The organism is Streptomyces sp. NPDC093225 (genome assembly GCF_044753805.1).
GTDB lineage: Bacteria > Actinomycetota > Actinomycetes > Streptomycetales > Streptomycetaceae > Streptomyces.
Map to the genome: position 1 here is coordinate 55558 of NZ_JBIVNX010000030.1, position 19087 is coordinate 74644.

The 19087-nt window shown below is 73.9% G+C and carries 20 protein-coding genes; 6 read left to right on the forward strand and 14 right to left on the reverse strand.

Annotated elements, in window-relative coordinates:
- Positions 1-299: 299 nt before the first annotated feature.
- The gene (locus ACIQCH_RS25020; RefSeq protein ID WP_402584413.1) at positions 300-1283 is read left to right on the forward strand and encodes a LacI family DNA-binding transcriptional regulator; all 984 of its coding nucleotides are present in this window, start codon (positions 300-302) and stop codon (positions 1281-1283) included.
- 280 nt (positions 1284-1563) lie between these two features.
- On the opposite strand, the gene ACIQCH_RS25025 is transcribed toward ACIQCH_RS25020, so the two are convergent.
- Entirely contained in the window at positions 1564-2025 is a 462-nt protein-coding gene (locus tag ACIQCH_RS25025; protein WP_402584345.1) for a hypothetical protein, read from the reverse strand.
- Between the two features lie 38 nt (positions 2026-2063).
- Positions 2064-2588 carry a cupredoxin domain-containing protein gene (locus tag ACIQCH_RS25030; RefSeq protein WP_402584347.1) on the reverse strand — a complete coding sequence of 175 codons (525 nt, stop codon included), beginning with the start codon at positions 2586-2588 and terminating at the stop codon, positions 2064-2066.
- A 314-nt stretch (positions 2589-2902) separates the two neighbouring features.
- Here ACIQCH_RS25030 and ACIQCH_RS25035 point away from each other — a divergent pair, with 314 nt between their 5' ends.
- Positions 2903-3508 (forward strand): RNA polymerase sigma factor, encoded by a 606-nt coding sequence (locus tag ACIQCH_RS25035; protein WP_402584349.1) that lies wholly within the window; start codon positions 2903-2905, stop codon positions 3506-3508.
- Positions 3501-4301 carry a hypothetical protein gene (locus ACIQCH_RS25040; protein WP_402584351.1) on the forward strand — a complete coding sequence of 267 codons (801 nt, stop codon included), beginning with the start codon at positions 3501-3503 and terminating at the stop codon, positions 4299-4301. The genes ACIQCH_RS25035 and ACIQCH_RS25040 overlap by 8 nt, the downstream gene beginning before the upstream one ends.
- A 140-nt stretch (positions 4302-4441) precedes the next feature.
- Here ACIQCH_RS25040 and ACIQCH_RS25045 read toward each other — a convergent pair whose 3' ends face one another.
- The 5 genes from ACIQCH_RS25045 to ACIQCH_RS25065 form a co-directional block, all read right to left on the reverse strand.
- Positions 4442-5740, reverse strand: coding sequence for a DUF6986 family protein (locus tag ACIQCH_RS25045; protein ID WP_402584353.1), 1299 nt, complete (start codon positions 5738-5740; stop codon positions 4442-4444).
- Between the two features lie 203 nt (positions 5741-5943).
- Positions 5944-6906 (reverse strand): electron transfer flavoprotein subunit alpha/FixB family protein, encoded by a 963-nt coding sequence (locus tag ACIQCH_RS25050; RefSeq protein ID WP_402584355.1) that lies wholly within the window; start codon positions 6904-6906, stop codon positions 5944-5946.
- A gap of 55 nt (positions 6907-6961) precedes the next feature.
- A complete protein-coding gene (locus ACIQCH_RS25055; protein WP_402584357.1) occupies positions 6962-7750 on the reverse strand; it encodes an electron transfer flavoprotein subunit beta/FixA family protein in 789 nt (262 codons plus the stop codon).
- A gap of 210 nt (positions 7751-7960) precedes the next feature.
- Positions 7961-8491, reverse strand: a complete 531-nt coding sequence (locus tag ACIQCH_RS25060) for a flavin reductase family protein (RefSeq protein ID WP_402584359.1) — start codon at positions 8489-8491, stop codon at positions 7961-7963.
- Positions 8492-8616: 125 nt separating this feature from the next.
- Positions 8617-9102, reverse strand: coding sequence for a thioredoxin family protein (locus ACIQCH_RS25065; RefSeq protein WP_402584361.1), 486 nt, complete (start codon positions 9100-9102; stop codon positions 8617-8619).
- Positions 9103-9200: 98 nt separating this feature from the next.
- Between ACIQCH_RS25065 and ACIQCH_RS25070 the strand changes: the two genes are divergently transcribed.
- The gene (locus ACIQCH_RS25070; protein WP_402584362.1) at positions 9201-9935 is read left to right on the forward strand and encodes a lysophospholipid acyltransferase family protein; all 735 of its coding nucleotides are present in this window, start codon (positions 9201-9203) and stop codon (positions 9933-9935) included.
- Positions 9936-9975: 40 nt separating this feature from the next.
- Here ACIQCH_RS25070 and ACIQCH_RS25075 read toward each other — a convergent pair whose 3' ends face one another.
- Complete coding sequence (locus ACIQCH_RS25075) at positions 9976-10515, reverse strand: CGNR zinc finger domain-containing protein (RefSeq protein WP_402584364.1); 540 nt, start codon at positions 10513-10515, stop codon at positions 9976-9978.
- Positions 10516-10626: 111 nt separating this feature from the next.
- On the opposite strand from ACIQCH_RS25075, the gene ACIQCH_RS25080 reads away from it, so the two are divergent.
- Positions 10627-11994 carry an MFS transporter gene (locus tag ACIQCH_RS25080; protein ID WP_402584366.1) on the forward strand — a complete coding sequence of 456 codons (1368 nt, stop codon included), beginning with the start codon at positions 10627-10629 and terminating at the stop codon, positions 11992-11994.
- 138 nt (positions 11995-12132) lie between these two features.
- Here ACIQCH_RS25080 and ACIQCH_RS25085 read toward each other — a convergent pair whose 3' ends face one another.
- From ACIQCH_RS25085 to ACIQCH_RS25110, 6 genes are all read right to left on the reverse strand, one after another.
- Positions 12133-12735, reverse strand: coding sequence for a transglutaminase family protein (locus tag ACIQCH_RS25085; protein WP_402584368.1), 603 nt, complete (start codon positions 12733-12735; stop codon positions 12133-12135).
- Positions 12736-12812: 77 nt separating this feature from the next.
- Complete coding sequence (locus ACIQCH_RS25090) at positions 12813-13874, reverse strand: threonine aldolase family protein (RefSeq protein WP_402584415.1); 1062 nt, start codon at positions 13872-13874, stop codon at positions 12813-12815.
- Positions 13871-14635 (reverse strand): SDR family NAD(P)-dependent oxidoreductase, encoded by a 765-nt coding sequence (locus ACIQCH_RS25095; RefSeq protein ID WP_402584417.1) that lies wholly within the window; start codon positions 14633-14635, stop codon positions 13871-13873. The genes ACIQCH_RS25090 and ACIQCH_RS25095 overlap by 4 nt, the downstream gene beginning before the upstream one ends.
- Before the next feature lie 86 nt (positions 14636-14721).
- Positions 14722-16119: a DUF6421 family protein gene (locus ACIQCH_RS25100; protein WP_402584370.1), complete on the reverse strand. Its 1398-nt coding sequence runs from the start codon at positions 16117-16119 to the stop codon at positions 14722-14724.
- Between the two features lie 81 nt (positions 16120-16200).
- On the reverse strand, positions 16201-17229 hold the full coding sequence (locus ACIQCH_RS25105; protein ID WP_402584372.1) for an alpha/beta hydrolase: 1029 nt from the start codon (positions 17227-17229) through the stop codon (positions 16201-16203).
- The gene (locus tag ACIQCH_RS25110) at positions 17226-18350 is read right to left on the reverse strand and encodes an LLM class flavin-dependent oxidoreductase (RefSeq protein WP_402584374.1); all 1125 of its coding nucleotides are present in this window, start codon (positions 18348-18350) and stop codon (positions 17226-17228) included. Before ACIQCH_RS25110 ends, ACIQCH_RS25105 begins: the two co-directional genes overlap by 4 nt.
- A gap of 66 nt (positions 18351-18416) precedes the next feature.
- Here ACIQCH_RS25110 and ACIQCH_RS25115 point away from each other — a divergent pair, with 66 nt between their 5' ends.
- Entirely contained in the window at positions 18417-19016 is a 600-nt protein-coding gene (locus ACIQCH_RS25115; protein ID WP_402584376.1) for a PadR family transcriptional regulator, read from the forward strand.
- Positions 19017-19087 lie beyond the last annotated feature (71 nt).

Sequence of the window (19087 nt, forward strand, 5' to 3'; positions counted from 1 at the left end):
ACGGAGGCCTCGGCCGAGGCCCCCTGTGGCTTGCCCGCAACACCCGGAGGCGGAAACCCCGTTACCGGCCATTCGCTCCGCGTCGGGGCACCCGATGCCACCCCCGGGCACACGGTGACCGACGCGCCGGGCCTACCCTGTAGTTCCAGGCCTGTTCCCGGCCCGGTCCCGGCCGGTCCGCGGCTGGGTCCCGGCTCGTCCCCAGCCCGTTCCCGGCTCGTCCCCGGCCCGTCCGTCCCGAAAGGCACCCGACCTTGACCGTCTCCTCCGGTTCCGCCCGCTACGGCCTGCGCCCGACGATGAAGGACGTGGCGGCCCGGGCCGGGGTGGGGCTGAAGACGGTCTCGCGCGTGGTCAACGGCGAGCCGGGCGTCACCCCCGAGACCGAGCGGCGGGTCCAGGAGGCCATCACCGACCTCGGATTCCGCCGCAACGACAGCGCACGCGTGCTGCGCAAGGGGCGTACGGCCACTGTCGGGCTGATCCTGGAGGACCTGGCGGACCCCTTCTACGGGCCGTTGAACCGGGCCGTGGAAGAAGTCGCGCGAGCACACGGCGCGCTCCTCATCAACGGGTCGAGCGCCGAGGATCCGGGCCGGGAGCGCGAGCTGGCCCTGGCCCTGTGCGCGCGGCGGGTGGACGGGCTCGTCGTGATCCCGGCCGGGGACGACCACCGCTACCTGGAGCCGGAGATGCGGGCCGGCGTGGCGACGGTGTTCGTGGACCGCCCGGCGGGCCGGATCGCGGCGGACGTGGTGCTCTCCGACAGCTTCGGCGGGGCCCGGGAGGGCGTCGCGCACCTGGTCGCCCACGGTCACCGGCGGATCGGCTTCATCGGCGACCAGCCGCGCATCCACACCGCCCAGGAGCGGGTACGGGGCTACCGCGCGGCGATGTCGGACGCGGGCCTGCCGGTGGTGCCGGAGTGGGTGGCACTGGGGGCCACCGACCCGGCCACCGTGACCCGGGCGGCGCGGCGGATGCTCACCGGCGACGCGCCCGTCACCGCGCTGTTCGCGGGGAACAACCGCGTGACCGTGACCCTCGTCCGGGTGCTCGCGGAGCTCGGCCGGCCGGTGGCGCTGGTCGGCTTCGACGACTTCGAACTGGCGGACCTCCTCAGGCCTGGCGTCACGGTCGTGGCCCAGGACCCCGCCGCCCTGGGCCGGGTCGCGACGGAGCGCCTGTTCGCGCGGCTGTCGGGGGCGCGGCTCGCGCCGGAGCGGGTCGAGCTGCCCACGCGGCTCATCGCACGGGGGTCGGGCGAGCTGCCGCCGGTCTGAGGGGGTGCTCGGGGTGGGGTCGCCCGGGCCGGTGTCGGGGTGGGCTCGCTTCGCGGGGTCACCCCGTGGTGTGTGGGTCCCCTCGGCGCTTGACGGGGTGTGGCCTGCAGGCCCTGCGGCAGGCCCACCCCTGGGGCTTCGGGGCCTTCGGCCACCCCAGGCCCGGGCCTGCCTCCGGACCAGCCTGCCACACCCCGTCAGGCGCCTCCCCCACACACCACGGGGTGACCTGACGGGGCTTCGTGGTGGTTCCCCGCACCACACGACCTGGCGCTGTCGGTCAGCGGAGTCGCGCGTGGCTTGCGGGGCCCCGGTCGTGAACGTGCGGGGTACGGCCCGCGATCCGGCCGGCCGGGCCACGGTCGGGGCTGCGGCGTACGACCACGTACCAGGCTGCGGCCGCGAGCAGGAACACCGCCTCGGAGGCGACGGACAGGACGCCGTGCGGCGGTTCCCAGCCGGTCTCGTGGTAGTCCGGCAGCCCGACGGTGCGGGAGAGCGCGAAGCCGAGCAGCATGCCGGCGTTCAGCAGCGCTCCGCCCACCCACGCCGGGCGGGGGTCGGTGAGTGCGAGGCCCGCGGCGACCACCAGCAGGCCGGTGCCGCCGATGAGGAAGAGGATGCCCATGTAGGGCATCTCCTCCAGGTGTTCGGGGGCGAGGTAGAGGTGGTCCACCGCGCTCAGGAGCGCGCAGGCCGCTGCGACCGCGCGCAGCGAGAGGTCGGCCGTTCGGGGGTGCATGAGGCCCTCCTGGTGTCGCAGGATCGGGCGTGCACGGCTCAGTAGCCGTTGCCCGACATGTCGTTCGTGCTGTTCGGGGTGCCGGTGCCGTTTCCGGTCGAGCCGGAGCCGGCGGCTCCGACGTGCAGGTCCGTCTCCATGCCCAGGGCGCGGTGGCCGTCGACCGGGCAGTACATCTCGTACGAGCCGGCCTTCAGCGTCACCGTGAGGTCCGCGGACTGCCCGGGTTGGAGCGTCGGGGTGCGGTGCTCGCCGCCCGGGCCCTCGATCTCCAGGGCGTGCGGGTGGTGGCCGTCGTTGGCGGCGCGGAACGTGTACCGGCCTGCGGTGAGGTCCGTCTTCGAGAGCTTGAGGTGGAAGTCGGTCATCGAGACGTCCACCACGGTCACGGCCTTCGCGGGACTGCCCGGAGTCTGCTCCTGGGTGCTCGACGTGCCGGCGGCCGGGCTCTGGGCCCCTGCGCCGGACCCGCCGCCCCCGCAGGCGACGAGGGCGCCGGCCAGCGCGCCGGCGGCCAGGCCCCGTAGCAGGATGCGGTGCAGGGGTGTGGGGTGCGGTCTCATGTCGGGCCTCCTTCGGCGGGTGCCCTTCCGTGCCGGGTGGGCGTCCGTCCGCGCTGGGCGGGTGCCTCTCCGTGCCGGGCGGGTGCCCTTCCGTGGCGGGCAGGTGCCCCGCCGTGCCGGGCGGGTGCCTTTCCGTGTTGGGCGGGTGCCCTGCCGTGCCGGTCGCAGTCGGGATACGGACGTGGCGTCGGGAGGGATTGCGCCCCGGCGGCGGACGGTCGCGACGCGCGGCGCGCGACGCGGCGGAGAATGGGAGCGTGAGGTTCCGCCATCGCCGGGCAATCCCCTGGGCGCGCCGGAACGTACCTACCGGCATGCAGGGGCTGCAGCTCCCGGTCGGCCGCCTCCCGGACGAGGCGCTGCTGGCCGGGCTGGCCACCGGTGACCCGGAGCTCGCCATGACGTTCGTACGGCGGTTCCAGCACCGGGTCTTCGGCGTGGCCGTCGCCGTCACGCGGGACGCCGCGCTGGCCGAGGACGTCGCGCAGCAGACCTTCGAGCGGGCCTGGCGGCACGCGCAGGTCTACGACGCGCGCCGTGGTTCGGTCAGCGCCTGGCTGACCACGATCGCGCACAACCTGGCCGTGGACGCCGTCCGGGCCCGGCGGCCCGAGCCGGTGGCCCCCGAGGACCTCGACGCGCTGCTCGGCGCGGTGACGGAGACCCCCGAGCGGCGGGCCCTGGCCGACGAGGCGGCGGCCGGGCTGCGCACGGCGCTGGCCGGACTGCCCCGGGAGCAGGCCCGGGCGCTGGCGATGGCCGGGGTCTACGGGATGACCGCGCGGCAGGTGGCCGAGCTGGAGGGCATCCCCCTGGGTACGGCCAAGACGCGGATCAGGACGGCCATGGCCCGGCTGCGGGCGGCACTGGTGGCCGGGACGCCGGATCCGCCGCGTGCGGAGGGAGGCGGCGATGACTGAGGACACCGGCTGCGCGCGGCTGCGGGAGCGGGCCGGGGAGCTGGCGCTGGGCGTGCTCTCGGGGCGGGAGCGGGCCGAGGCCCTGGCGCACCTGGACCGGTGCGCCGACTGCCGGGAGTACGTCGACCAGCTCGCGCTCGTCGGGGACGGCCTGCTCGCCCTGCTGCCGGAGCGCGAGCCGCCCAGGGGCTTCGAGGAGCGGGTGGCGCGGCGGCTGAGCCTGCGGCCCGTGGCCGCGCCGGCGGGCGCGGCGGGGCGCCGGGAGGCCGCCCGCGGCCGGGCGGTCCGGATCCGGGTGGCGGCGGTGGCCGGGGCCTGCGCGGTGGCGCTGGGCTTCGGGGGCTGGGCGCTGGGCACGTACGTGACCGAGGGCCCGGCCCCGGCCACGCGCTCCGGCACGACGGCGGCGGGCCTGCTGCGGGCCGATCTGGTGCTCGCGCCGGGGGCGGCCCGGGTGGCGGCCGGGGCCGGACCCGCGGACCACGCGTCGACCGGGCCGGCCGTCGGCCGGTCGGTCGGCGAGATCAACGCGCACCCGGCCGTGCCGGGCCCCGCCGACGCGGACGGCTGGGTGTACATGTCCGTGGACATGGACGACGCCGGGGTCCCGTACGACGGGCCGGTGTCCTGCCTGCTGGTGCGGTCGGACGGCAGCACCGTGCGGCTCGGCTCGTTCAGGCTGCACGAGGGGTACGGCTACTGGGGATCGCCGGCCGCGGTGAACGCGGGGTCGCTGGCCGGTGCGCGGCTGACGACGCCGGACGGCACGGTGCTGGCCACGGCCCGGTTCTGACGGTGCCCGTGCTCGTGGGTCCGTACGCGTGCGATGCGAGCATGTGCGTCAGCGAGCTGGCGCCGCGCGCTCGGGTCCGTACCGGCGCGGCGGGCCGGTACCCCGCTCGGGGGTACCGGCCCCGGGTCGCGGGGAGGCCGTTACGCCGTCGCCGTCAGGGTGGCGGAGCGGCGCGGGATCGCGAAGGCGTCCAGCTCGGCGCGGGTCAGGCCGGTGCGGGCGGTGACCTCGTCGGTGCCGACGGCGCCGCAGTCGAGGCCGCGGACCAGGTAGCCGGCGAGGGCCTTGGCGGTGGCGGGCTCGTCCATGACGTCGCCCTCGATCTTCGCGACGTACGCCTTCAGGCGGGCGGCCGCGGCGTCCAGGCCCTCGCGGTAGAAGGAGAAGACGGCGGCGTAGCGGGTCGGGAGGTGGCCCGGGTGCATGTCCCAGCCCTGGTAGTAGGCGCGGGCCAGGGCGCGGCGGGTGAGGCCGTAGTGGAGCTTCCAGGCCTCGTGGACCTGCTCGGTGGTGCCGACGGGCTTGACGTTGGTCGAGCCGTCGGAGACGCGTACGCCGGTGCCGGCGGCCGCGACCTGCATGATCGCCTTGGCGTGGTCGGCGGCCGGGTGGTCGCTGGACTGGTAGGCGGCGGACACGCCGACGCAGGCGCTGTAGTCGAAGGTGCCGTAGTGCAGGCCGGTGGCGCGGCCCTTGGCGGCGTCGATCATGCGGGCGACCGTGGCGGTGCCGTCGGAGGCCAGGATGGACTGGCTGGTCTCGATCTGGATCTCGAAGCCGATGCGGCCGGGGCGCAGGCCGCGGGCCGACTCGAAGGCCTCCAGCAGCTCCACGAACGCGCTGACCTGCTCGGCGTAGGTGACCTTGGGGAGGGTCAGGACGAGGCCCTCGGGCAGGCCGCCGTGCTCGAGCAGTCCGGAGAGGAAGACGTCCGTGGTGCGCAGGCCCCGGTCGCGGACGTTGGACTCCATGCACTTCATGCGGATGCCCATGTACGGGGCGTTCGTGCCGTTGGCGAAGGCCTCCGAGACGAGGCGGGCGGCGCGGGCGGCGGCCTGGTCCTCCTCCTCGTCGGAGCGGACGCCGAAGCCGTCCTCGAAGTCGACGCGGAGGTCCTCGACCGGCTCGGTGGCGAGCTTCGCGCGGACGCGCTCGTACACGGGTCCGGCCAGTTCGTCCGCGATGCCGAGGACGCGGGCGAAGGTCCCGGCGTCGGGGGCGTGCTCGTCGAGGGCGGCGAGGGCCTGGTCGCCCCAGGAGCGGATGGTGCCGGCGTCGAAGACGTCACCGGGCACGTACACGGTGTGGATCGGCTGCCGGGTGCCAGGGTCTCCGGGGTAGCGGCGCGCGAGCTCCGCGTCCACCGGCGCGAGCGAGGCGCTGATGCGCTCGCTGACCGCGCCCTGGAGGCTCGTTGCCACCTTCTCCTGCTGACCCATCGTGCACTCTCCTATTTTCCGCTGCACGGAATCTCAAATCCGTATAGCAAAATCTAGTGACACCGGAACCCCCTCGTCAATGTTCTCCGGATGCTCCGGACGATTCACCCGGGGCGCGACGGAAAACGGCCCGGGGCCGCGCGGTGAGTCTCACCACGCGGCCCCGGGCCGTGCGTCTGCGCAGGTCAGACGGCGAGGGCGGATCAGCCCTTGCGCGCCTTGATCTCGTCGGTCAGCTGCGGGACGACCTGGAACAGGTCGCCGACCACGCCGTAGTCGACCAGGTCGAAGATCGGGGCCTCGGAGTCCTTGTTGATGGCCACGATGGTCTTCGAGGTCTGCATACCGGCACGGTGCTGGATCGCACCGGAGATGCCGGAGGCGATGTACAGCTGCGGCGAGACCGACTTGCCGGTCTGGCCGACCTGGTTGGAGTGCGGGTACCAGCCGGCGTCGACGGCGGCGCGGGAGGCGCCGACGGCGGCACCGAGGGAGTCGGCCAGCGCCTCGATGATCGAGAAGTTCTCGGCGCCGTTGACGCCGCGGCCGCCGGAGACCACGATCGCGGCCTCGGTCAGCTCCGGGCGGCCGGTCGACTCGCGCGGGGTGCGCGAGGTGACCTTGGTGCCGGTGGCCAGGGCCGAGAAGGTGACGGCCAGCGCCTCGACGGCGCCGGCGGCCGGGGCGGCCTCGACCGGAGCCGAGTTCGGCTTGACGGTGATGACCGGGGTGCCCTTGGAGACACGGGACTTGGTGGTGAAGGAGGCGGCGAACGCGGACTGCGTCGCGACCGGGCCCTCGTCGCCGGCCTCGAGGTCGACGGCGTCGGTGATGATGCCCGAGCCGATGCGGACGGCGAGGCGGGCGGCGATCTCCTTGCCCTCGGCGGAGGACGGGACGAGCACGGCGGCCGGGGAGACGGCCTCGTACGCGGCCTGCAGGGCGTCCACCTTCGGGACGACCAGGTAGTCGGCGAACTCGGCGGCGTCGGCGGTCAGGACCTTGACGGCACCGTGCTCGGCCAGGACCGCGGCGGTGGCCTCGGCGCCGGCGCCGAGGGCGACGGCGACGGGCTCGCCGACGCGGCGGGCCAGGGTCAGCAGCTCCAGGGTGGGCTTGCGGACGGCACCGTCCACGTGGTCGACGTAGACGAGAACTTCAGCCATGGGGCTTCTCCAGCTTTTGCGAAGTAGAGGGGGCGATCGAAGGGATGACCGAAGCTCAGATGAACTTCTGGCCGGCCAGGAACTCGGCCAGCTGCTTGCCGCCCTCGCCCTCGTCCTTGACGATCGTGCCGGCGGTGCGGGCCGGACGCGGGGACGCGGAGTCGACCGCGGTCCAGGCGTTCTCGAGGCCGACCTCGTCGGAGTCGACGTCCAGGTCGGACAGGTCCCAGGACTCCACCGGCTTCTTCTTCGCGGCCATGATGCCCTTGAAGGACGGGTAACGGGCCTCGCCCGACTGGTCCGTGACGGACACGACGGCCGGCAGGGACGCCTCGAGCTGCTCGCTGGCGGCGTCGCCGTCGCGGCGGCCGGTCACCTTGCCGTCCTCGACGTTCACCTCGGAGAGCAGGGTGACCTGCGGGACGCCCAGGCGCTCGGCCAGGATCGCCGGGAGGACGCCCATGGTGCCGTCGGTGGAGGCCATACCGGTGATGACCAGGTCGTAGCCGGCCTTCTCGATCGCCTTGGCGAGCACCAGCGAGGTGCCCATGACGTCGGTGCCGTGCAGGTCGTCGTCCTCGACGTGGACGGCCTTGTCGGCGCCCATCGAGAGCGCCTTGCGCAGCGCGTCCTTCGCGTCCTCCGGGCCCACCGTCAGGACGGTGATCTCCACGTCGTCGTCCGACTCCTCGGAGATCTGCAGCGCCTGCTCGACGGCGTACTCGTCGAGCTCCGACAGCAGGCCGTCGACGTCGTCGCGGTCGACGGTCAGGTCATCGGCGAAGTGCCGGTCGCCGGTGGCGTCGGGCACGTACTTCACACAGACAACGATCCTCAGGCTCACGCCGGCTCTCCTACTGCATCGTCTTTTCTGGTGCTGCCTCGTGCAGGCAGCATAGGCGCCTTTTGGGGCGGATCCCGGTCGGGGCGGGTTGCGCTCCGAACCAAATGTTACTCGCCAGTACAGCGTGCGTTCCACCAGGAAGCAAGCTCACCGAACTGTGACCTTGCCAACGCTCGGAGGCCCGGGAAAGTGCCCCCCAGCAGGCACTACTCAGTCACGCAGGGCGTTGAAGCGCCCCTGGTGGTAGAGCAGCGGCCGCCCCCCGCCCGCCGGGTCCCCCTCGGGGTCTCCCGCGAGCACCTCGGCGATCACGACCACATGGGCGCCGGCCGGCACCCGGGCCACGACCCGGCACACCATCCAGGCCAGTACGCCGTCCAGCAGCGGCACGCCCTCGGGACCGGCGCGCCAGGCGGTGTCCGGCCCGAACCGGTCGGCGCCGCTGCGCGCGAACAGGCCCGCCAGCCCGCTCTGGTGCTCGCCGAGTATGTGCACGCCCAGATGGCCGGTCTCCTCGATCACGGGCCAGCTGGACGAGCCCGTACCGACGGAGAAGGACAGCAGGGGCGGCTCCGCCGCGACCGAGCTCAGCGACGTGGCGGTGAAGCCGACCGGGGAACCCTCGCGGGCCGCGGTGATCACCGCGACGCCGGCGGCGTGCCGACGGAACACCGAACGCAACAGCTCGGGCGAGCCCGGCAGGGCCGGGATGAGGGCGGGCGGGGCCGGCGGGGCCGTCATGGGCGTGTCCTTCACATGGGGGCTGGCCGAAGCCTGTCGATCGTTGCCATGTGCAGTCAAGCGGCTTCCCTCAGATGCGAGGCGTCTCACGGAGCGCGAGGTCCCGGCGGCGGCGTGAAAGGGGCTCAGAGGACGGCGCCCAGCGCGGCGATGACGTCCGCCTTGCGCGGCATGCCGGCCGCCCGGCGCACCTCGGCGCCGGCCGCGTCCAGGACGAGGACGGTGGGGGTCTTCGCGATCCCGAGGGCGCGGACCAGCTCCAGGCGGGCCTCCGCGTCGATCTCGACGTGGGCCACGCCCGGCACCAGGTCCGCGACCTCGCCGAGGATGCGGCGGGTGGCCCGGCAGGGCTGGCAGAAGGCGCTGGAGAACTGGACGAGGGTGGCCCGCTCGCCGCGCCGGGCGCCGAGTTCGGCCTCGCCGAGGCGCACGCGCCCCTCCCCCTCGGGGTGCACCTTTCCCGCCCCGCGCTCGCCCACGCTTAGCCTCTCCCTACGAATGGATCCGTACCTTCGGGGGCAGCACACCCGTAGCGCCGGGTATTCCCGGCGTGACGAGGATCTCCCCGGCCGGAGCCCCGCGGACTGGCCCTCGACGCGCGCATCGGGCACCATCCCCTTGCCGGTACCTACGCTGGCGTAACTTACGTGCTTTCCGCGGGAGAACCTCTTCAGACCTCCCCAGCAGAGAAACGAGGAGTCTCCCCACGATGGCAGAGCTGGTCTACCCCCCTGTGATCGGTGTCGCGCACGGGCTGTTCAAGGCGCTCGACATCCGCATCGACCTGAAGGGCACGGAGAACATCCCGCGCAAGGGCGGCGCCGTGCTGGTGTCGAACCACATCGGGTACCTGGACTTCATCTTCACGGGTCTGACCGCACGTCCGTCTAAGCGCCTGGTGCGGTTCATGGCGAAGGACTCGGTGTTCCGGCACAAGGTCTCCGGGCCGCTGATGCGGGCGATGAAGCACATCCCGGTCGACCGCGAGCAGGGTGAGGCGGCGTACCAGCAGGCGCTGGCCGCGCTGCGCTCGGGCGAGATCATCGGGGTCTTCCCCGAGGCGACGATCTCGCAGTCCTTCACGCTCAAGAGCTTCAAGTCCGGCGCGGTGCGGATGGCCCAGGAGGCCGGCGTGCCGCTGATCCCGGTGGCCCTGTGGGGCACGCAGCGGCTGTGGACCAAGGGCAGGCCGAAGGACCTGCGGCGCAGCCACATCCCGGTGACGATGCGGGTGGGCGAGCCGATGGAGGCGCCGGCCGACCAGTTCGCGGGCGCGCTGACCCGACGGCTGCGGGAGCGCGTGCAGGAGCTGCTGGACGCGGCCCAGCGGGCGTACCCGGCGAAGCCGAAGGGCACCGAGGACTCCTGGTGGTTGCCGGCGCACCTGGGCGGTACGGCGCCCACGGCGGCCGAGGTCCGCGAGGCGGAGCTCCGCAAGGCCTGAGGTCCCCCGGACACGGTCCGAACAGTGGTGTGAGCGCGGCTCACCGCCCGGCGCGCCGCCGGCTGCGGTGGGCCGCGACGCGTTCCCGGGACGCACAGGCGGCCGAGCAGTAGCGGCGGGCGCTGCCGGGACCGGTGCCCAGGAAGTAGGCGCCGCAGCGGGCGGCCGCGCAGGCGCCCCAGGTGACGCGCCCGTACTCGGTCAGGACGGCGGCGAGCGCGAGGGCCCCGGAGGCCAGGAACCACTCGCCCCAGCCGGCGCCCTCGCGGTCGACGTGCAGGTGCCAGGCGTGGCCGTCGTGCCGGGTCAGGCGGGGGCGGGCGCCGCAGGCGTCGAACAGCGCGTTGAGGGCCTCGGCCGCGCGGTCGGCGTCGGGCTCGGCCAGGACGCCGCCCATCCGGCGGGCGGCGGCGCGCAGTTCGGCCGCATCGGCCTCGGAGAAGGCCTCGGGGGCCAGGTCGCGCTCGCTCTCGCCGTGCCGGGCGAGCAGGGCGGCGAGGGCCTCGCGGGAGGCGTCGGGTGCCGTACGTACCTCGTTGGCGAGGTCGATCAGCCGTTGGGCGGGGTCGAATCCCTTCACGCCGCCAAGTGTAATGTCTTGCCCGGGTAAGCCGTTACGGAGTGGGGGGCTCGGATGCGCGCGGCGGGAACGGCCCCGGGGAGTCGGGGACAGCGGGGACTCAGGGGGTACTTGGCGACGGCCGTGGCGGCCCGGTTCGCCGGCGAGGGGGTGGGGCTGGCCCTGGTGCTGGTCGCGGTGGAGCGTACGGGCGGGGCGGCGCACGGCGCCTTCGTGCTGACCGCGTGGACCGCGCCGCACGCCCTCGCCGCTCCGCTGGCCGGGGCCGTGGCCGCCCGGGCGCGCCGGCCCCGGTTCCTCTACGCGGGGGCGCTGGCCGGCTTCGGCGCGGCCCTGGCGGCGCTGGCGCTGCTCGTCGGGCGGGTGCCGGCCTGGGCGGTGGCTGCGGTGGCGGTGGCGGGCGGGACGTGCGGGCCGGTGGTCACGGGCGGCCTTTCGAGCCTGGTGGCCCGGCTGGTGCCGGCCGGTCCGGGGCGTGACCGGGCGTACGCCTGGGACGCGGCGACGTACAACGCGGCCTCGGTGTCCGCGCCGGCCGTCGTCGGCACGCTGGCCGCCACCTGGTCCGGGGGCGCCGCCCTCGGCGCGCTCGCCGGCGCCGCCGCCCTGGCCGCCACGTGCGCAGCCCTCCTGCCGTACGGCGGCCCCGCCGGCCCTGCGGTCCCGGCGGGGGCGGACGGGGCGGACGGGGCGGGCGGGGCGGACGGGGCGGACGGTCCTGCCGACGCGACCGGGCCCGGGACGGCGGCCGGACGGGCCGGCGGGGGCGTCTCGGGAGGCGCGGGGATGTCGAGCGGGCTGGTGGCGCTGTGGCGGGTGCGGGAGCTGCGGGCCATCACGTCGGCCACCAGCCTGGCGTTCCTCGGGCTGGGGGCGCTGACCACCACGGCCGTGCTGCTGGCGGGGCTGCTGGGCGGCAACGGGCGCGGCGGTGTTCTGATGACCGCGTTCGCGGTCGGGGCGCTGGCCGGTTCGCTGGGGCTCTCGCGCCTGTCGCTGCCGTCGGGCCGGCTGGCCGAGGGCGCCATGGCGGGCACGGGTCTGACGCTGCTCGGGGCTGCCTGGGCGCCGTCGATGCCGGTGGCCGCGGGCCTCTTCGCGGTGGCGGGGCTGTGCGACGGGCCGCTGCTGGCGGCGACGCTGCGGATCAGGGCGGACCACGCGCCCGAGGGGACGCGGGAGCAGGTGTTCACGCTGGGGGCGGGCCTGAAGATGACGGCCGCCTCGGCGGGGGCGGCGGCCGCGGGCTTCGGCATCGGGGCGGGCGTGCCCGCACGGTGGCTGCTGGTCGGGATCGGGGTGGTGCAGGTGGCGGCGGCCCTGCTGCACCGGGCCGTGCAGCGGGGCGGCACTCCCCCGCCCGGCCCCGTCCCGGCGTCGGTGGCCGTGGCCCCGGACGCCGCCGCCGGACCGGAGCCGCGCGGCACCGCACCCGCGGCGCCGCCCCGGCGCCCGCGTCCCGGTCGCCGGCGGGGCTGAACGGCCTCGCCGGGTCGCCCGGGCCGTCCGGGGGACGGTCCCGGACACCCGGACGCGCGAGGAAGGACGGGTCTCACAACGGCGGGCCGCTCTGGGAGGGCGGGGGAGCCACCCCGCGCCGCGCCGGGCGCACCCTGGCTAGGGCAGCGACGTGGGGAGGGTGCGCCAGAGGGCGGCGCGGTCCTCGGCCTGCTGGAGGGCGGCGAGGACCGGGGCGGGGACCGTGGCGTGCAGGTCGGGGTAGTCGATCTCGCCGAGGTGCGGGCGGACGGGGAAGGCCAGCCGCTCGCGGTCGAGGGAGAAGCGGGCGTCGACGCCCGGCTTGTTGCCGCGCGGGTCCTGGCGGCGCCAGGTGTCGTCGCCGGGGAGGCGGACGGCGACCAGGCCGTGGACGACCTGGTCCGAGCCGTCGTCCTCCCCCAGGAGTTGGTAGCACAGGGCGGTGGGGATGCCGCGGTGGCGCAGCAGGGCGGCCAGGGCGATGGACTTGGCGTAGCAGATGCCGGTCCGCGTGGCGAGGACGTCGGAGGCGCGCCAGGTGACCCGCGGGTCCCCCGAGTCGGCGGAGTGCGGGATGGCGTCCCGGACGTACTCGAAGGCGGCTCGGGCGTATGAGTATGCGTCGCCGGTGTCCGCCCAGAGGGCGGCGGAGGTGTCCCGCACCCGTGGGTGGGTGTGGTTGATGGCCTCGCTGGCGGCCAGGTAGGCGTCGAGCCCGGGTTCCTTCTGGATCAGCTCCATGATCGAGAGCATAAATATACCCCCGACCGCAATGCAATGCATTTGCGGTCGGGGGTACGAGCATTCAGCCGCCGGCGTTACCGGGACATCTCTTCCTTGAGGGCCTGGAGGAAGCCGTCGACGTCGTCCTCCGTGGTGTCGAAGCCGCACATCCACCGGACGTGTCCGGCCGCCTCGTCCCAGAAGTAGAAGCGGTAACGCTGCTGCAGGCGCACCGTCACCTCGTGCGGCAGCTTCGCGAACACCGCGTTGGCCTGCACCGGGTAGAGGATCTCCACCCCGTCGACGTGCCGGACGCCGGCCTCGAGCCGCCGCGCCATCGCGTTGGCGTGCCGCGCGTTGCGCAGCCACAGGTCCTTGGCGAGCAAGGCCTCCAGCTGCACCGACACGAACCGCATCTTCGACGCGAGCTGCATCGACATCTTGCGCACGTGCTTCATCTGCCGGACGGCGTCCGGGTTGACGACCACGACGGCCTCGCCGAAGAGCATGCCGTTCTTCGTGCCGCCGTACGACAGCACGTCGACGCCCGCCGCGTTCGTGAACGTGCGCATCGGCACGTCCAGCGAAGCCGCGGCGTTGGCTATCCGGGCCCCGTCGAGGTGGACCTTCATGCCGAGCCCGTGGGCGTGCTCGCAGATGGCCCGGATCTCGTCCGGGGTGTAGACCGTGCCCAGCTCGGTGTTCTGGGTGATCGAGACCACCTGCGGCATCGCCCGGTGCTCGTCCTCGAAGCCCCAGGCCTCCTGGTCGATCAGCTCGGGCGTCAGCTTGCCGTCCGGGGTGGGGACGGCGAGCAGCTTGATGCCCGCCATCCGCTCCGGAGCACCGCCCTCGTCGACGTTGATGTGGGCGGTCTTCGCGCAGATCACCGCGCCCCAGCGGTCGGTCATCGCCTGGAGGGCGGTGACGTTCGCGCCGGTGCCGTTGAAGACCGGGAAGGCTTCCGCGTACGGGCCGAAGTGGCTGCGGATGACCTTCTGGAGGTGCTCGGTGTACTCGTCCTCGCCGTAGGCGACCTGGTGGCCGCCGTTGGCGAGGGCGATCGCCTCCAGGATCTCCGGGTGTGCTCCCGCGTAGTTGTCGGAGGCGAAGCCGCGTACCGCCGGGTCGTGGTGCCGGCGGGCGTCGGTCCTCAGGGTTGCGGGGTGAGCCACAGACGCTGTCCGTTCACTTCAGAGGCGGGCTGCTCCCAGACGCCGATGATGGCCTCGGCCAGCTCCTTGACGTCGGTGAAGCCCGCGAACTTCGCATTGGGACGCTCGGCGCGCATCGCGTCGTGCACCAGTGCCTTGATGACCAAGATCGTAGCCGCGGCGGCGGGACCCTCGTCGCCGCCGGCCTTGCGGAACGAGTCGGCCATGGCCAGCGTCCAGGCCTCGGCCGCCGCCTTGCCCGCGTTGTACGCGGCGTTGTTCGCCACCGGCTTGTGCGCGCCGACCTGGCTGACCAGGACGTAGCGGCCGTTGCCGGAGCGCTGCAGGGCGTCGTGGAAGGCCATCGAGGTGTTCTGGACCGTACGGATCAGGAGCTTCTCGAGCAGCTCCCAGTCCTCCGGCCGGGACTCGGTGAACGAGTCCGCGCCGCGCCAGCCGCCCACCAGGTGGACCAGCCCGTCGACCCGGCCGAACTCCTTCTCGGTCCGGGCGACCCACTCCTTGGTGGCGGCCAGGTCGAGCAGGTCGACGGTGTCACCGATCACGGTGGCGCCGCCGTGCGCGTAGCGGGCGGCGTCCACGGCCTCCGCGAGGCGGGCCGGGTCGGCGTCGCAGGCGACGACCGTGGCACCCGCCTCGGCCAGTCGCAGTACGGCCGCGCTGCCGGCGGGGCCGCCGGCCCCGGCGACGGCGACCACCGCGCCGCTGAGCGGACCGTTGTTGCCGTTCGTGCTTGCGTTCACGTTCGCGTTCCCGTCCCCGTTGTCGTTGGCGCTCGTGGGGGCCTCCGCGGCGTCTGCCGCCCCGGAGGCCTCGTCCGCGTGGTCCGTCACGCGGCCACTCGCTCGGCGTCCTCCGCCGTGATGCCCTTGGTCGAGGCGATCACGCCCTTGAGCTTCTTGGCGAGGGCCTCAAAGAACATGCTGAGCGGAAACTCGTCGGGAAGCACGTCGTCGACGAGCTTGCGCGGCGGCTGCGTCAGGTCGAGGGCGTCTGCGCCCTTGGCCCACTTGGAGCCCGGGTGCGGGGCCAGGTAGGTGGAGACCAGCTCGTACGCCTTGAACCAGTGGACCAGCTTCGGACGGTCGATGCCGTCGCGGTAGAGCTTCTCGATCTCGCCGCAGAGCTGGTTGGTGACCTCCGGGGCGCGGTCCCAGTCGATCTTCAGCTTGTTGTCGGTCCAGCGGATCACGTCGTGCTTGTGCAGGTACGCGAAGAGCAGCTGGCCGCCGAGACCGTCGTAGTTCCGGTTGCGGTCACCGGTCAGCGGGAAGCGGAACATGCGGTCGAAGAGGACGGCGTACTGCACGTCACGGCCGTGCTCGTTGCCCTCGGCGTCGAGCTTCACGGCCTCCTTGAAGGCGGTGAGGTCGCAGCGCAGCTCCTCCAGGCCGTACATCCAGAACGGCTGGCGCTGCTTGATCATGAAGGGGTCGAACGGCAGGTCGCCGTGGCTGTGGGTGCGGTCGTGGACCATGTCCCACAGGACGAACGCCTTCTCGCAGCGGTCCTGGTCGCCGAGCATCTCGCGGATGTCCTCCGGCAGCTCCAGGCCCAGGGTCTCGACGGCGGCCTCGGTCACCACGCGGAAGCGGGCGGCCTCGCGGTCGCAGAAAATGCCGCCCCAGCTGAAGCGCTCGGGGGCCTCGCGGACGGCGATGGTCTCCGGGAAGAGCACGGCGGAGTTGGTGTCGTAGCCCGCGGTGAAGTCCTGGAAGGTGATGCCCAGGAAGAGCGGGTTGTCGTAGCGGGTGCGCTCCAGCTCGGCGAGCCACTCGGGCCACACCATCTTCAGCGCGACGGCCTCGAAGTTGCGGTCGAGGTTTCCGTTCTGCGTGTACATCGGGAAGACCACGAGGTGCTGCAGACCGTCGGCGCGCTCGGCGGCCGGCTGGAAGGCCAGCAGCGAGTCGAGGAAGTCCGGCACCTGGAAGCCGTCCGTGACCCACTTGCGCAGGTCGGAGACGAGGGCCTCGTGGTAGGCCTTGGCGTGCGGCAGCAGGGGGGAGAGCTCCTGCACCGCGCCGACCATGCGCTCGACGACGGCGGCGACCGTCGCCGGCTCGGGAGCGCCCTCGGCGTCGAAGTCGATCGAGCCGTCCTTGGACTGCCAAGGCCGGATCTCTTCCACGGCGGCCTTGAGCACGGGCCATGCCGGGTGGTCCACCACCCGCTGACCGGCGGTTATCACGCCACCGTCGGCGCCCGGCACAAGAGTTTCCGTCATGTCACTTCCTCCACAGGAGAACCTCACGTCAACACAGCGTATGCATGTGAGGCTCTCCCGCTCAAGAGGGGGATCAATAAATTATTCTGCGGCACCCCCCGCCAGACCGTAAGTCTTCCCGTCACTCACCGTCGCGGCGACGGCTTCGCCGATCCCGGCGAGGGCCTGGTCCGCCTGCCCGAGCAGGCCCGCGAGGGCGAGGAAGCCGTGGAACATCCCGGGGTACGCGTCCTCCCGCGCCGGGACGCCGGCCGCGCGCAGGGCCCGGACGTAGGCCGCCCCGTCGTCGCGCAGCGGATCACACTCCGCAGTCACCACGTGGGCGGGCGGCAGGCGGTGCATTTCGGCCAGCAGGGGGGAGGCGAGTGGGTCGGCGGGGGTGGCGGTGCCGGCGCTGGTGGGGGTGGGGGTGGGGGCGCCGGTGCCGAGGTACTGCTCCCAGAACCAGCGCACGTGCGCGGTGGTCAGGAAGCAGCCCTCGGCGTTCTCCTCGTGCGACGCGCCCGCGCGGGTCGCGTCGAGCGCCGGATACACGAGCACCTGGAGGGCCACCCGGGGGCCGCCCCGGGCACGGGCGAGCAGCAGGGCGGCGGCCGCGAGGTTGCCGCCGGCGCTGTCCCCGGCCGCGACGAGCGCGTCCGGCGCGCCGCCGAGTACGTCCAGGTGGGCGCCGGCCCAGGTCAGGGCCGCGTACGCGTCGAGCACGGCCGCGGGGAAGGGGTGCTCGGGGGCGCGCCGGTAGTCCACGGAGACCACGACGGCTCCGGAGCGTCGGCACAGGTGGCGGGCGGTGGTGTCGTGGGTGTCGAGGTCGCACAGCACCCAGCCGCCGCCGTGGCAGAAGACGACGGTGGGGCGCGGGCCCGGCCACCGCTCCGGGTCGGGCCGGTAGATCCGTACGGGCACCGGCGGCGCGCCCGCCGGGCCGGGGACCGTGCGGTCCTCGACGGAGCCGACGGGTGGCGGGGGGTGGGGGGAGGTGGGGACGGCGGCGAGGATCCGGCGGGCTTCGGCGGCGTCGGTGACCGCCCCGCCGAGGTCGGGGAAGGCGGCGGCCATGGCGTCGACGAACGGGCGGGCGCGGGGGTCGAGCCGCTCGGCGCCCGTCACGCGGCGCTCCGGAAGTGCGGGATGACCTTCTCGCCCCACTGGCGCAGCGTCTCCAGGCAGGCCTCCTGCGGGACCGTGCCCATCTGGATCAGGCACATGATCTCGTCGGCGCCGGCCTCCTTGAGCCGTTCGACGTACGCGATGGCGTCGTCGGCGCTCCCGTAGGCGTGGTCCGCGTTGAAGGTGGCCGTGGACGTCGGGCGCACCGGTATGTCCTGCTCGCTGAGCCGGGCCACCACCTGTTCGGCCGCCCGGCGCATCTCGGCGGCCTCGTCGGCCCCGTCGACCACGGCCTCGTCGGGGATGCCCGCACCCCCGTACCAGTGGCCGATGGACTGGGCGAAGAAGCGCTGGCCGCGGATGCCCACGCGGCGGGCCCGTTCGGGGTCGTCGAGGACGACGGTCGGGCACAGCACGGAGAAGTGGTCGTTGACGGCGGTGGAGACGAAGCGGCTGCCGTCGCGGGCGGCGACGGCGCCGTCGTACGCGGCCCGCATCGCGGCGATCGACGCGGGGCCCGCGAAGCCCATCACCAGGGCTCCGATGCCGAGTTCGGCGGCCTGCACCAGAGTCTCGGTCCGGCTGCAGGCCAGGAAGAGCGGAGGGTGCGGGAGTTGGGAGGGGCGCGGCAGGATCGGGTGCGGCGGGATGTCGATGAGCTCGCCGTGGTACTCGAGTTCGTCCCGCTGCCAGGCCCGGCCGATGATCCGCAGCGCCTCCTCCACCTCCTGCGCGGTGCGGTCGCGGTCCACCCCGCACAGCGAGGTCTCCTGCTCGGTGCCGCCGCGTCCGGCGCCGAGGTCGAGCCGGCCGCCGGACAGCAGGTCGAGCATGGCGGCCCGCTCGGCCACCCGGACCGGGTGGTTGAAGGCGAACGGCATGCAGACCACGCCGTGCCCGATGCGGATGGTGCTGGTCCTGGCCGCCACCCAGGTCAGGAACACCTCGGGGGCGGACATGTGGGCGTACCACTTGAGGGAGTGGTGCTCGACGGCCCAGATCCGGTCGAAGCCCATCTCCTCGGCGAGGACGGCCTGTTCGACGCAGTCGCGGATGACCTGGTGCTCGCGCTCGACGGTGGGGTCGGCCAGCTGCGCCTCGAAGATCACGGAAAACTTCACGGTGCCTCCAGGGGGTTGCGTCCCGTGTCCGGTGTTACTTCAATTCGTCATATGACTAGTAGTCAGATGCGAAAGAAACAAGTGGCACCGACGCAGGAACTCCCGCAGACCGCCTGGGCCGTGCTGGGCCTGCTGTCCTTCCCGGGCGAGCGCACCGGCTACGAACTGAAGAAGTGGGCGGACGCGTCGCTGCGCTTCTTCTACTGGTCCCCCGCGATCAGCCAGATCTACGCCGAACTGCGCCGCCTGGAGGCCCTGGGGTACGCCCGCTCCGAGCGCTCGGGCCCCGAGGAGCCCCGGACCAAGCGCCGGTACGCCATCACCGACGGGGGCCGGGCCGCACTGGCGCAGTGGGCCGCCGCCGAGGCCGTGGAGAGCGGTCCGCCGGTGCTGAAGCACGGCGTGCTGCTGCGGGTCTGGCTCGGGCACCTGGCCGCGCCCGACCGGCTGCGCGCCCTGGTGGCGGAGCACATCGAGGGCACCCGGGACCGGTTGCGCGAGGTCCGCGAGGCGCGCGGCCAGGCCTCGGGCGTGGGCGAGTGGGTGTTCCCCGAGCTCGCGCTGCGGTGGAGCGAGCGCCAGCATCTGGCCGAACTGGAGCTCGCCGAGGCACTGCTGGCGGACCTCGACGAGCTGACCGTACGGGCGCCCGGCGACGGCAGCTGAGGCGCGGCCGGGCGCGAGCCCGGGGTGCCCGGACGGCCGCGGGCCGGACCGGTGGGCGGCGGTCCGGCGGG